The following is a 13229-nucleotide window of genomic DNA, read 5'->3' as shown; positions in this document are numbered from 1 at the left end:
CCCTCTCGGGCTTTCCTCCGGGCGCTTCCTTCGTTCTTGCGTTTCCGACTCTATCAGATCTTTCCGATCCGATTTCCTCGGTGCTTTCCGGTCCCGATTTGTTTTTCTCGGGGCCTTCCGGCGCATTCCGACTTTATCAGATTCATTTCCGCCGACCTAATCGGTGGCTTCGTGATTCGGATAAGGAATCGGGGTGGCCCCATCGTCGGAGAATTCCGACTGGAGCGAGAGAGAGTCTAACGCGTCAACCCCGAGCTTGTCCAGCTCCAGGCAACCGTTTGAATCTACCTCCCCGCGCCATCCGTGTCAACGGTTTTTGCGGGCGAAGAGGAGACTAGCAGGTCAGCGGGGTGCTCCGCACATCGGCGGTGGCGCGTGCGTCAGGCGGCTGTCGGCAGTTCGGCGCTTCGGTCGGCCTCCTCGACGTCGCCCGTGTCGCCGGCCCGGGCGGCTCGCCCGCCGAGTACATAGACGTATACGAGAAATGCCAGCTCAGCGGCGATACCGATGGCGATCCGGGCCCAGGTCGGCAGACCGGACGGAGTCACGAAGCCCTCGATCAGGCCCGAGACGAAAAGGACCAGGGCGAGGCCGATGGCCATGCCGATCGCCGCGCGGCCCTGCTGGGCGAGCGCCGCTCGGCGGGTGGTGGGGCCGGGATCGATCAGGGTCCAGCCGAGGCGCAGGCCCGTGCCTGCGGCGACGAAGACGGCGGTCAGTTCCAGGAGGCCATGCGGCAGGACCAGGCCGAGGAACACGTCGAGGCGGCCCGCGCCGGCCATCAGACCTATGCCGACGCCGAGGTTCAGCATGTTGAGGAAGAGGATGTAGAGCACCGGGATGCCGAGGAACGCGCCGAGGACCAGGCAGGTGGCGGCGGCCTGGGCGTTGTTCGTCCAGACCTGAGCCGCGAAGGACGCCGCGGGGTGGCTGGAGTAGTAGGTCTCGTACTGGCCGCCGGGGCGGGTCATCTCGCGCAGTTCGGCCGGGGCGCCGATCGCGGCCTGCACCTCCGGGTGCGTACCGATCCACCAGCCGATCAGGGCCGCGAGCAGCGTCGAGACGAGTGCCGTGGGCACCCACCAGTGGCGGGAGCGGTAGACCGCGGCCGGGAAGCCCGCCGTCAGGAAGGTGGCCGCGTCGCGCCAGGAGGCGCGGCGGGTGCCGGTGACCGTGGCGCGGGCGCGGGCCACGAGCTGGGTGAGCCGGGCCGTGAGCAGCGGGTCGGGGGCGCTGGTCTGGATGAGCGAGAGGTGGGTGGCCGTGCGCTGGTACAGGGCGACGAGTTCGTCGGCCTCGGCGCCGCCGAGGCGGCGGCCCCGGCGCAGGAGGTGATCGAGGCGGTCCCACTCGGCTCGGTGTGCGGTGACGAAGACGTCGAGGTCCATGATCGGCTGCTGCTCCAGGCACTGGGTGCGTACGGTCCGTACTACTGCGGCGCGCTGCGGGTCAGCTTGGCAGACTGGCGTTCGGACGGGGTTCGGCAGGTCGACGAAGGGTGGGCGGCGTGAGCGGGGTCGTGACGGGGGATGCCGTCGTACTGGGGTTGCAGCCGGCGCGGCTGCCGAGCCGGGCGTTGGCCCTGCTCATCGACCTCGTCGTGATCTGGGTGGCGTATCTGCTGATCAGCCTCGGTCTCGCGCTGGCGACGGCCTCGCTCGACGAGGCCGCGGTGATGGCGATATCGATCGTCTCCTTCCTCCTGATACTCGTCGGGGCGCCGATAGCGGTCGAGACGCTGTCGCACGGGCGGTCGCTGGGGAAGCTGGCCTGCGGGCTGCGGGTGGTGCGGGACGACGGCGGGCCGATCCGGTTCCGGCACGCGTTGATGCGCGGGGCGATGGGGGTCGTCGAGATCCTGATGACCTTCGGGGTCGTCGCCTGCATCGCCTCGCTGGTGTCCGAGCGCGGGCGGCGAATCGGTGACGTCTTCGCGGGGACGCTCGTGGTCCGGGAGCGGGTCGCCTCCGCGCCGAACACCGCGGTGCCGCCGCCCCCGCCGTGGCTCGTGGGCCGGTTCACCGGGCTCGACCTGTCCGCCGTGCCGGACGCGTTGTGGCTGGAGATCCGTCAGTACCTGACGCGGATGACGCAGTTGGACCCGGCGATCGGGCGGCGGCTCGCCGAGCGGCTGGCCGACGAGCTCGTGGCGCGGACCGGGACGCCTCCGCCGCCGGGAGTGCCCGCTGCGGCGTTCCTGTCCGGAGTCGTCGCCGAGCGGCAGGCGCGGGACGCGCGTCGGGCGTTCGCACCGACGCGGGGCGCGGTGCCCGGATCGGGGTACGGCTCGGGGCACGGCTCGGGGTACGGGCAGACGCCCGGTCCGGTGCCGGTGGCGGTACCCGTGGCGGGGGCGCACCCGGCGGCTCAGGCCCCGACCCCGTCTCCGGCCTCAGCTCCGACTCCGGCTCAAACTCAGACTCCTGCTCCGGCCTCAGCTCCTGCTCCGGCCGCTGTCCAGGGCCCGGTCTCCGCGCCCGTGCCGGCCGCTGTTCCTCCCCGCCCGCCCGCCACCGGTTTCGCGCCTCCGGCCTGAGGCCGGAGGGGCCGTCAGAAGACCGACGGTGGGGTGTCCAGGTCTTCCAGTTCGATGCCGGGGGCCGAGAGGACCACGTCGCCGGCCAGGTGGACGGTGTGCCGCTCCCCCGTGTCGAGGGTGCTGACCTGGTACTCGTCCACGGTCAGGGGGCCGTTGTCAGTGGCGTGCGCTTCACTCTTCAGCAGGGCCCAGGACTGGTCGACCGTCAGGGGGGCGAGTACGGGGTCCGTGAAGGCGACGAGCCGGACGCGGGTCTCGGGGGAATCGGGGGTGAGCCGCAGGAGCCGGGAGATCGCGACGAGGAACGCCGGGGACATGCCGGTGAAGGCGTGGGCGCGCACATTGCCTTCGGTGGCGTGGGTTCCGGTGGGGTCCGTGCGGACCCAGGTGACGCCGTCGATGGCGGCGCCGCGTACCTGCCAGTCCGCGGAGTGGAGTTCGAGCCGGATGGGGCGGCCCAGTTCGTCGATGGCCAGGTCGACGGAGCCGGCGGGGTCGCCGGAGGGGGTGGTGGTGCGTGAGACGTAGCGCCAGCCGGACGGGCCGGGCGCGCAGCTGAAGTGCTCTTCACCGAGGGGGGTGTGATCGTGCGGGTCATGGAGCGAATAACGGCCGCGGGGCATGGGTCTTCGGGGTGCTTCCTGGAGCGGTGAGCCGGTGGAGACGAGGCAGGCCCCCGACACGGGGGTGCGGGGGCCTGCCTGCTGTTCTACGGGTGTGCCGGGCACCCGGGCGTCCGTGTACGGGCGCCCGGTGCCGGTGCATCAGTAGCGGTAGTGGTCCGGCTTGAACGGGCCCTCGACCTGGACGCCGATGTAGGCGGCCTGCTCCGGGCGGAGGGTCGTGAGCTTGACGCCCAGGGCGGCCAGGTGGAGGCGCGCGACCTTCTCGTCCAGGTGCTTCGGGAGCACGTAGACGTCGGTCGGGTACTCCTCCTGCTTGGTGAAGAGCTCGATCTGGGCCAGGGTCTGGTCCGCGAAGGAGTTCGACATCACGAAGGACGGGTGGCCGGTCGCGTTGCCCAGGTTGAGCAGGCGGCCCTCGGACAGCACGATCAGGACCTTGCCGTCGGGGAAGGTCCAGGTGTGGACCTGCGGCTTGACCTCGTCCTTGACGATGCCGTCGATCTTGGCCAGGCCGGCCATGTCGATCTCGTTGTCGAAGTGGCCGATGTTGCCGACGATGGCCTGGTGCTTCATCTTGGCCATGTCGGCGGCCATGATGATGTCCTTGTTGCCGGTCGTGGTGATGAAGATGTCGGCCGTCTCGACGACGTCGTCCAGGGTCGCGACCTGGTAGCCGTCCATCGCCGCCTGGAGGGCGCAGATGGGGTCGATCTCGGTGACGATGACGCGGGCGCCCTGGCCGCGAAGGGACTCGGCGCAGCCCTTGCCGACGTCGCCGTAGCCGAAGACGACGGCGGTCTTGCCGCCGATGAGGACGTCGGTGGCGCGGTTGATGCCGTCGATCAGGGAGTGGCGGCAGCCGTACTTGTTGTCGAACTTCGACTTCGTCACGGCGTCGTTCACGTTGATCGCCGGGAAGAGCAGGGAGCCGGCCTGCTGCATCTCGTAGAGGCGGTGGACGCCGGTGGTGGTCTCCTCGGTCACGCCGCGGATCTCGGAGGCGAGCTGGGTCCACTTCTGCGGGCTCTCGCCGAGGGTGCGGTTGAGGAGGGTCAGGATGTACCCGTACTCCTCGCTGTCCGCGGTGGACGGGTCCGGGGCGGAGCCGGCCTTCTCGAACTCGACGCCCTTGTGGACGAGGAGGGTGGCGTCACCGCCGTCGTCCAGGATCATGTTCGGGCCGCCGGTGGGCGTGTTCGGCCAGGTGAGGGCCTGCTCGGTGCACCACCAGTACTCCTCCAGGGTCTCGCCCTTCCAGGCGAAGACCGGGACGCCCTGGGGGTTCTCCGGGGTGCCGTTCGGGCCCACGGCGATGGCCGCGGCGGCGTGGTCCTGGGTGGAGAAGATGTTGCAGGAGGCCCAGCGGACCTCGGCGCCGAGGGCGACCAGGGTCTCGATGAGGACGGCGGTCTGCACGGTCATGTGCAGGGAGCCGGTGATCCGGGCGCCGGCGAGCGGCTGCTGCTCGGCGTATTCGCGGCGGATCGACATCAGGCCGGGCATCTCGTGCTCGGCGAGGGTGATCTCCTTGCGGCCGAACGTGGCCAGGGAGAGGTCGGCGACCTTGAAGTCCTGCGTGGCGACAGTCGTCATGACTGGAGCTGCTCCTCGTGGAATCGGGTTCGAGGGTTCGAGTGGGCACCTGGCACCGCGGTGGTGGGCCACGCGGGCATAGGAATGCCCGGATGGTCCCGCGGTGCAGTCGTCGGAGGCCCTCTCTCCCTCGGCCGGTCCATGTGCGGACCGCCCGACCGCCATCAGCAGCGACGTCTGGCTGGTCACGAATCTACACCGATCGGCGCAGTGACCCACAGTCCACCCCGGTCCGGGATTCGGCTGGATCCGGCCTCGACAAAGGGTCGAGAGACCTACGCATTCAGGGCCTTATGGACTTTTAACACCGCTGTGGGGCGGGAGACGATGCTCGGGAATCCGGAGCGACGACGTCCGGACGGGCAAGAGGAGAAGCACGTGAGGATCAGCTCGTGACCGGGTCGGCGGACGGGCGGCGGAAGCCGAGGCTGCTCGCGGTGACCGCGTGTCCGACGGGTATCGCCCACACCTACATGGCGGCCGAGAAGCTGGCGCAGGCCGCGAAGGCGCTCGGTGTGGAGATCAAGGTGGAGACCCAGGGCTCGATCGGGGCCGAGAACGTTCTCTCCGACAACGATGTCAGAGGCGCCGACGGGATCATCATCGCCGCCGACAAGGACGTGGACCGCAGCCGGTTCGCCGGCAAGCGGGTGCTCGCGGTCGGGGTCGCCGAGGGCATCCGCCACCCCGAGCGGCTCATCCAGCAGGTGGGCTCCGCACCCGTGCAGGGTGCCGGCGGGAGCGACGGCGCGGACGGCGGCTCCGGTGGCGCGGGCGGAGGCGGAGGCGGCAAGGAGCGGAGCCTCGCGTACAAGGCGCTGATGAACGGCGTCTCGTACATGATCCCGTTCGTCGTCGTGGGCGGGCTGCTGATCGCGATCTCGCTCGCGCTCGGCGGCCACGCGACCCCCGAGGGCCTGGTCATCCCGAAGGACTCCTTCTGGATGGACGTCAACAACATCGGCACCATCGGCTTCAAGCTGATGGTGCCGATCCTGTCCGGGTACATCGCGTACGCCATCGGGGACCGGCCCGCGCTGGTGCCCGGCATGATCGGCGGCTGGATCGCCAACGACGGCTCGCTGTACCACTCCGAGGCGGGCGCGGGCTTCATCGGCGCGATCGTGACCGGCTTCCTCGCCGGTTATCTGGTGCTGGGGATCAAGAAGGTCCGGGTGCCGCGGCTCGTCCAGCCGATCATGCCGATCATCGTGATCCCGATCGTCGCGACGACGGCGCTCGGGCTGTTCTTCATCTACGTGATCGGGCAGCCCATCTCCTGGGTGTTCGAGCATCTGACGAGCTGGCTCGGCGGGATGACCGGCACCAGCGCGATCCTGCTCGGGGCGATCCTCGGTCTGATGGTCGCGTTCGACATGGGCGGTCCGGTCAACAAGACCGCGTTCCTCTTCGGCGCCGGGCTCATCGCCACCGGCAACCAGACCGTCATGGGCATGTGCGCCGCCGCCATCCCCGTCATGCCGCTCGGCCAGGGCCTGGCGACACTGCTCCGCCGCAGGCTCTACACGGAGCAGGAGCGGGAGACGGGCATGGCCTCGCTCTTCATGGGGCTCTTCGGCATCTCGGAGGGCGCGATCCCGTTCGCCGCCGCCCGGCCCGCGCAGGTGATCCCCGCGAACATGCTGGGCGGTGCCGTCGCCGGTGCGCTCGCCGGTCTCGCCGGGGTGACGGACGCCGTGCCGCACGGCGGTCCGATCGTCGCCGTGCTCGGCGCGGTCGGCGGGGTGCCGATGTTCTTCCTCGCCGTCGCCGCCGGCACCGTCGTCACGGCGCTCACCACCAACGCGCTCATCGGGATCCGGGAGCGGCGCGGGCAGGCGGCCGCCGCCCTCGTGCCCGCCGGGGTGCCCGCGGCGGCGGGCGCGGGTGGCGGGGCCGGCGCGGCCGGTGTGCCCGCGCTCCGGGCCGAGCCCGTGCCGGTCGGCGCCGGCGTCGGTGTCGGCGCCCACACCGGCTCCGCCACCAACTCCGGCCCCGGCTCCAGCTCCGGCTCCGGCTCCGGCTCCGGGGCGGCGGGCGGCGCGCCCCTTCCCGTACCCCCGGGTGACGGGGGCCAGGTGCTGTCCGGGTACCTGACCGGGGAGACCGTGAAGGTACGGCTCGACGCCGACCACAAGGACGCGGCGATCCGCGAGATGGCGGGGCTGCTCGCGCGCACCGGCAAGGTCGCCGACCTCGACGGGCTCGTCCGGACCGCGTTCGCGCGGGAGGACCAGGGCACGACCGGGCTCGGCGAGCAGATCGCCATCCCGCACGCCAAGACGGACGCGGTCACCGCGCCGGTGGTCGGCTTCGCCCGGTCGCCGGAGGGCGTGGAGTGGGGCTCGCTCGACGGGACGAAGGCCCGGCTGATCTTCATGATCGCGGTGCCGGAGGCCGCCGCCGGGGACGAGCACCTGCGGATCCTGGCGCTGCTCTCCCGGAAGCTGATGGACGCGCACTTCCGTGAGCGGCTCCTTGAGGCGCCCGACGAGGCGGGGATCCTGCGCCTGCTGGGCGAGATCCGCTAGCCCGGCCCGCCGCCACGCGCCCGGCGTCACGCGCCCGGGCCCGCATACGGGGAGGCCCCGGACCTGTCGTCAGGTCCGGGGCCTCCCCGTATGCGCGCGGTACGGCCGGGCCGTCAGGCGTCCTTGGCCGTGGCCGCCTTCTCGCTGTAGATGTCCGGCTCCAGGTAGATGACCCGGGCGATCGGGACGGCGGCGCGGATGCGGGCCTCGGCCGCGTTGATCGCGTCGGCGACCTCGGTGGCGCTGTCGCCGCCCTGGACGCCGATCTTGGCCGCGACGAGCAGCTCCTCGGGGCCGAGGTGGAGGGTGCGCATGTGGATGAGGCGGGTGACGGTGTCGCCGTCGGCGATCGCCGCCTCGATCCGCTGCACGTCCTCGATGCCGGCGGCCTCGCCCAGCAGCAGCGACTTGGTCTCGGCGGCGAGGACGATCGCGATGGCGACGAGCAGCACACCGATGCAGACGGTGCCGATGCCGTCCCAGATGCCGTCGCCGGTCAGCAGGGCCAGGCCGACGCCGCCGAGGGCGAGGACGAGGCCGATGAGGGCGCCGAGGTCCTCCAGCAGGACGACGGGCAGCTCGGGGGCCTTCGCGCGGCGCACGAACTCCTTCCAGGACAGGTTGCCGCGGAGCTGGTTCGACTCCTTGATCGCGGTCCGGAAGGAGAAGGACTCGGCGACGATCGCGAAGAGGAGGACGCCGACCGGCCAGTACCAGGCCTCGATCGCGTGCGGGTGCTTGATCTTCTCGTAGCCCTCGTAGATGGCGAACATGCCACCGACGGAGAAGAGCACGATGGAGACGAGGAAGGCGTAGATGTACCGCTCGCGGCCGTAGCCGAAGGGGTGCTGCGGGGTGGCCTCGCGCTGGGCGCGCTTGCCGCCGAGGAGGAGCAGACCCTGGTTGCCGGAGTCGGCCAGGGAGTGGACGGCTTCGGCGAGCATCGAGGACGAACCACTGAAGAGGAACGCCACGAACTTGGCTACGGCGATCGCGAGGTTGGCGGCGAGCGCCGCCACGATCGCCTTGGTTCCGCCTGACGCGCTCATGGGTCTACGTGTTCCCTTCGTCGGTGCTACGGCCTGCGGCCCTGCTGCCCTACTGCCGTCGTTCGGCCGGTCATTGTCGCATCAGGCCACGACGGTGGCACGGAAGACCGTTCCCGTACCGGACAGTTCGGTCGTTTCGCCCGCCGGTACGAACACGGACTCGCCGGGCGCGAGCGGCGTGCCGGCCACGACGGGGCGGCCCGCGGTGGCGAGCAGGATCTGCGGGGTGGCGGCGGTGAGACCGGTGGGGGCGGCGCCCTCGGGCCGTACGAAGCGGGAGAGGCGGAACTCGTCGATGGGGGTGTCGTAGACCTCCTCCCCCGCCGGGGACGCCTCCGGGCGCAGGATGGCCGGGTCCATCGGCTCGAAGCGGACCACTCGAAGGAGTTCGGGGACGTCGACGTGCTTGGGGGTGAGACCGCAGCGCAGCACGTTGTCGGAGTTGGCCATGATCTCGACGCCGAGCCCGTCCAGGTACGCGTGCGGCACCCCGGCGCCGAGGAACAGGGCCTCGCCGGGCTGGAGGGTGACCTGGTTGAGCAGCATCGCCGCGATGACGCCGGGGTCGTTCGGGTAGTGGTGCGCGATCTGGGCGTACGCGGCGTGCGCGCCGCCCAGGCGCCCCGCGGCGGCGGCCGTCTCGGCGACCGTGTGCGCCATCTCCGCGCGGTCGGCGGTGAGGAGCGCCGTCAGGACCTCGCGCAGCGCGGCCTCCACCGGGTGGGCGTGGAGGAGGTCGACGTACGGCTTGAGGGAGTCGACGCCGAGGGCGGCGATCGTGTCGGCGGCCTCGACGGGGTCGCGGAAGCCGCACAGCCCGTGGAAGGGCGTGAGCGCGCAGATGAGTTCGGGCTTGTGGTTGGCGTCCTTGTAGTTGCGGTGCGGCGCGTCGAGCGGGATGCCGGCGGCCTCCTCGGCGGCGAAGCCCTCGCGTGCCTGGTCGAGGTCGGGGTGGACCTGGAGGGAGAGCGGGGCGCCCGCGGCGAGGATCTTGAAGAGGAAGGGGAGGCCCGGGCCGAACTTCTCGACGGCCGCCGGGCCGAGCTCGCGTACGGGGTCGGCGGCGATGACCTCGTTCAGGGGACCGCGGCCGGTGCGGGACGGGGCGCCGGGGTGGGCTCCCATCCACAGCTCGGCCTGCGGCTCGCCGGTGGGGGTCGTACCGAGCAGCTCCGGGATGGCCGTCGTGGAACCCCAGGCGTAGGGGCGGACGGTGTTGGCGAGGCGGTCCATGGGGCTTCCAGCTCTTTTCAGTGCGGTGGGTGCGGTGATGGACGTGGGGGCCGTGGGGGCTGCGGGGTCGTCGAGGGCGTCACGGGGCCGCGGGCCGGCTCCTTCGGAGTCGGGTCCGCTGTGTGCGACGTGGGGGCGGTGCGAGGGGCCGGGGTCGGGATCGGGTCGTCATGGTGCCGGGCGGGTCAGCGGGGAGACAGGCCCGCGGAGGCGAGGGAGAGGTACACGGCGGCGAAGTCCGTCACGGCGAGGAGCTCGGCGAGGGCCTCCAGGGCGGTGCCTTCGTCCGGTTCCAGCTCGCTGATGGGCGTGCCGTGGCCGAGGACGAGCTCGCGGGCGGCGGGGGCGGCGCTGAGGGCGCCGGTCTCGGGGTCCACGGCGCTCTCGGGGCCGGTGCGGTCGGCCGGTCCGGTGGGGCCCTCGGGGCCGCCGGTGGGGCCGGGGCCGCCTGGGCCGCCGGGGCGTGCGCCGTCCGGCGGGGCGGCCTCGTTCGCCCGGCCCCGGCCCGTGGGGCGGTCGCGGAGCAGGACCACCCGGGCGCGCAGGGCCTGCTGCTCCTCGACGCGGTCCCGGAAGAAGTCGTCGGGGTCGGCGCCCGCCGCGTAGTCCCCGGCCAGCAGCACGCCGTGCGCCGACATGGCCTCCGGGAGCTCGGCGGCCAGGGCGGGCAGCCCGGACAGTTCCGCGAGGACGGCGGCGAAGCGGCGGCCGGCCGGGCCCGCGGCCTCGCCCTCGGTCCAGATCAGCGGCAGCGAGTCGGCGAGCTCGGCGGCCAGCGTCTTGGCCGGGTTGCCGTACGTGGCGATGGCCGGGCCGCAGCGCTCCGCCGTACGGTCCAGGCGGTCGGCGACCTGCTCCAGCGCCGCGGGCGGGGCGTCGACGAGGCCGACGCGGTCCAGCAGGGCGAGGAGCGGGGTGAACAGGGCCCACAGGGCGCCCGGGCTCGCGGCGAGCGTCTCGCCGTACTCCGGGACGGTCTCGTGCGGGGCCATCGCCATCGGTACGAGCAGGCCGCGGGAGCCGCCGACGGCCTCGGCGAGCGGGGAGGACTTCGGGGCGACGGCCACGACGGTGATGCCGCGGCGGTACGCCTGCTCCGCGAGGAGCGCGAGGCCCGGTTCGGAACCGTCCGTGGTCGGGACCAGCAGCAGGTCCACCGAGCCGGCCCAGCCGGGCAGGGACCAGCGCAGGGCGCCGGCCGCGGGGGCGACGCCGGTGGGGGCGAGGCGGATGACCGGGGCGGCCGCGCCGGCCAGGGCGCCGACCAGGTCGGCGACGCCCGCGGCGGCGGTGCCGGGGCCCGCGACGAGGACGGCGCGGGGGCGGCCCTCGGGGCGGAGCTCCGCGATGCCGGCCTCGGCGGCGTGCCGGGCCGCGGTCCGTACCCGGGCGCCGGCCTCGGCCGCGCCGCGCAGCAGACCGCGGCGGTCGGCGAGGGCGAGGGCTTCCGGTGCGTCGAGGAGTGACTCGTCGAGCATGACGCGGGCCTCCGGTCGTCGGAGCGGGACCGGCCGTCGGGCCGGCGTGGTCTTCCCTCGGGGTCTTCCCCGTTACGCGGGGCGGCGAGCCTCGTCGACCAGCAGCACCGGGATGCCGTCGCGGACCGGGTACGCGAGGCCGCAGTCGGCGGCGGTGCAGACGAGCTCCGGGGTCTCGTCGGCCGTCCGGTCGTCGAGCGCTGCGTGGCAGGCCGGGCAGGCCAGGATCTCCAGGAGGCCGGCTTCGAGCTGCGGCATGTGCGGGTCCCTTCGGGCGGTACCGGCTGGTGTGGCGGTAGCTGTACGGACGGTCTCGGGCCAGGTCAGCCTACCGCCGGGGCGGGGGGTGTGGCGCCGCCTCACGGTGTGCGGCGGGGGTGTCCGGTGGGGGGACGTGGGGGGGCTTGTGGGGGAAATGGGGGAGGCGGGTTCTTTGAGGCGGGATCTTTTGAGGCGGGGGCGGGAGGGCGCGGGCGATCGGGCGGCGGCGCCGTCGGGGCGAGGCGATCAGGCGTGCAGCGCCGTCGGGGCGAGGCACAGGCGCGGGGAGCCTAGGCCCGGCAGCGGGCGCCGTTCCGTTGTGCCCGCCCTCCCCCAGACTTCGTCCGGGGGGACCCCCAGCCCTGCGGAACGATTGCCCACAACGGGGTGGGGCGGGGCGAGGGGGCACAGCCCGGCAGGGGCGCGGCCTGGCCGGCACAGGGCGGCGGGGCCCCGGCGCGTGGGGCCCCGGGGCCCGGCGGGGCGGGGCCGAGGTGGTCGGCGCCCGCCCGCCTGGGGTTGGTCGTTACGCCCGGACCAGGGACAGGACCTCGTCGCGGAGCTTCTGCATCGTGGGCTCGTCGCGGGCTTCGATGTTGAGGCGGAGGAGGGGTTCGGTGTTGGAGGCGCGGAGGTTGAACCACCAGTCGGCGGCGGTGACGGTCAGGCCGTCGAGCTCGTCGAGGGTGACGCCGTCCTGGTGCTCGTACGCGGCCTTCACGGCGGCCAGGCGGTCGGCCTGGTCGGCGACGGTGGAGTTGATCTCGCCGGAGGCGGCATAGCGGTCGTAGGCGGCGACCAGGGAGGACAGCGGGCCGTCCTGGCCGCCGAGGGCCGCGAGGACGTGGAGGGCGGCGAGCATGCCCGTGTCCGCGTTCCAGAAGTCCTTGAAGTAGTAGTGCGCGGAGTGCTCGCCGCCGAAGACGGCGCCGGTCTTCGCCATCTCCTCCTTGATGAAGGAGTGGCCCACCCGGGTGCGGACGGGCGTGCCGCCGTTCTCGCGGACGACCTCCGGGACGGACCAGGAGGTGATCAGGTTGTGGATGACCGTGCCGCCCGGGTTCTTCGCCAGTTCGCGCGCGGCGACGAGGGCGGTGATCGCCGACGGGGAGACCGGGTCGCCGTTCTCGTCGACGACGAAGCAGCGGTCGGCGTCGCCGTCGAAGGCGAGGCCGAGGTCGGCGCCCTCGGCGCGGACCCGGGCCTGGAGGTCGACGATGTTCTTCGGGTCGAGGGGGTTGGCCTCGTGGTTCGGGAAGGTGCCGTCGAGCTCGAAGTACATCGGGACGACGTCCAGCGGCAGGCCGTCGAAGACGGTGGGGACGGTGTGGCCGCCCATGCCGTTGCCCGCGTCCACCACGACCTTGAGGGGGCGGATGGCGGAGAGGTCGACGAGGGAGAGGAGGTGGGCGGCGTAGTCCGCCAGGGTCTCGCGCTCGGTGACCGTGCCCTCGGTGGGCGCCGGCTCCGGCGCGCCCTGCTCCGACCAGCCCTCCACGAGCGCGCGGATCTCGCCGAGGCCGGTGTCCTGGCCGACCGGGGCGGCGCCCGCGCGGCACATCTTGATGCCGTTGTACTGGGCCGGGTTGTGCGAGGCGGTGAACATCGCGCCCGGCAGGTTCAGCGCCCCGGACGCGTAGTAGAGCTGGTCCGTGGAGCAGAGGCCGATCAGGGTCACGTCCGCGCCCAGGCGGGCCGCGCCGCGCGCGAACGCGGCGGACAGGCCCGGCGAGGAGGGGCGCATGTCGTGGCCGATGACGATCGCGTCGGCGTCCGTCACCCGGACGAAGGCCGCTCCGAAGAGCTCGGCGAGCGCCTCGTCCCACTGATCCGGCACCACCCCGCGGACGTCGTACGCCTTCACGATCTGGGACAGGTCAGCAGCCACGGATCAACCCTCCTGAAGTCTCGGCAGCCAC

Annotated in this window: 10 protein-coding genes; 2 read left to right on the top strand and 8 right to left on the bottom strand. The window is 72.6% G+C overall.

Features of this window, described 5'->3' with window-relative positions:
• Positions 1–380: 380 nt before the first annotated feature.
• A complete protein-coding gene (locus AB0Q96_RS38485; RefSeq protein ID WP_365333918.1) occupies positions 381–1388 on the bottom strand; it encodes a stage II sporulation protein M in 1008 nt (335 codons plus the stop codon).
• Between the two features lie 119 nt (positions 1389–1507).
• On the opposite strand from AB0Q96_RS38485, the gene AB0Q96_RS38480 reads away from it, so the two are divergent.
• On the top strand, positions 1508–2536 hold the full coding sequence (locus tag AB0Q96_RS38480) for an RDD family protein (protein WP_365333916.1): 1029 nt from the start codon (positions 1508–1510) through the stop codon (positions 2534–2536).
• A 14-nt stretch (positions 2537–2550) separates the two neighbouring features.
• Here AB0Q96_RS38480 and AB0Q96_RS38475 read toward each other — a convergent pair whose 3' ends face one another.
• Both AB0Q96_RS38475 and ahcY read right to left on the bottom strand, forming a co-directional pair.
• Positions 2551–3162 carry a hypothetical protein gene (locus AB0Q96_RS38475; protein WP_365333914.1) on the bottom strand — a complete coding sequence of 204 codons (612 nt, stop codon included), beginning with the start codon at positions 3160–3162 and terminating at the stop codon, positions 2551–2553.
• Positions 3163–3303: 141 nt separating this feature from the next.
• Positions 3304–4758, bottom strand: a complete 1455-nt coding sequence (gene ahcY, locus AB0Q96_RS38470; protein ID WP_365333912.1) for an adenosylhomocysteinase — start codon at positions 4756–4758, stop codon at positions 3304–3306.
• Between the two features lie 392 nt (positions 4759–5150).
• Here ahcY and AB0Q96_RS38465 point away from each other — a divergent pair, with 392 nt between their 5' ends.
• Complete coding sequence (locus AB0Q96_RS38465; protein ID WP_365333910.1) at positions 5151–7289, top strand: fructose-specific PTS transporter subunit EIIC; 2139 nt, start codon at positions 5151–5153, stop codon at positions 7287–7289.
• 113 nt (positions 7290–7402) lie between these two features.
• Here the strand turns inward: AB0Q96_RS38465 and AB0Q96_RS38460 are convergent, their stop codons facing one another.
• From AB0Q96_RS38460 to AB0Q96_RS38440, 5 genes are all read right to left on the bottom strand, one after another.
• Positions 7403–8338: a cation diffusion facilitator family transporter gene (locus AB0Q96_RS38460; RefSeq protein WP_365333908.1), complete on the bottom strand. Its 936-nt coding sequence runs from the start codon at positions 8336–8338 to the stop codon at positions 7403–7405.
• Between the two features lie 81 nt (positions 8339–8419).
• Positions 8420–9571, bottom strand: coding sequence for a mannose-6-phosphate isomerase, class I (manA, locus tag AB0Q96_RS38455; RefSeq protein ID WP_365333906.1), 1152 nt, complete (start codon positions 9569–9571; stop codon positions 8420–8422).
• A 185-nt stretch (positions 9572–9756) separates the two neighbouring features.
• Positions 9757–11049 carry an SIS domain-containing protein gene (locus AB0Q96_RS38450; RefSeq protein WP_365333904.1) on the bottom strand — a complete coding sequence of 431 codons (1293 nt, stop codon included), beginning with the start codon at positions 11047–11049 and terminating at the stop codon, positions 9757–9759.
• A 72-nt stretch (positions 11050–11121) separates the two neighbouring features.
• On the bottom strand, positions 11122–11307 hold the full coding sequence (locus AB0Q96_RS38445) for a Trm112 family protein (protein WP_365333903.1): 186 nt from the start codon (positions 11305–11307) through the stop codon (positions 11122–11124).
• A 529-nt stretch (positions 11308–11836) separates the two neighbouring features.
• On the bottom strand, positions 11837–13198 hold the full coding sequence (locus AB0Q96_RS38440; RefSeq protein ID WP_365333901.1) for a phosphomannomutase/phosphoglucomutase: 1362 nt from the start codon (positions 13196–13198) through the stop codon (positions 11837–11839).
• Between the last annotated feature and the right edge of the window lie 31 nt (positions 13199–13229).

The organism is Streptomyces sp. NPDC093111, from assembly GCF_040683955.1.
GTDB lineage: Bacteria > Actinomycetota > Actinomycetes > Streptomycetales > Streptomycetaceae > Streptomyces.
This window is presented reverse-complemented; position numbering and strand designations above follow the sequence as displayed.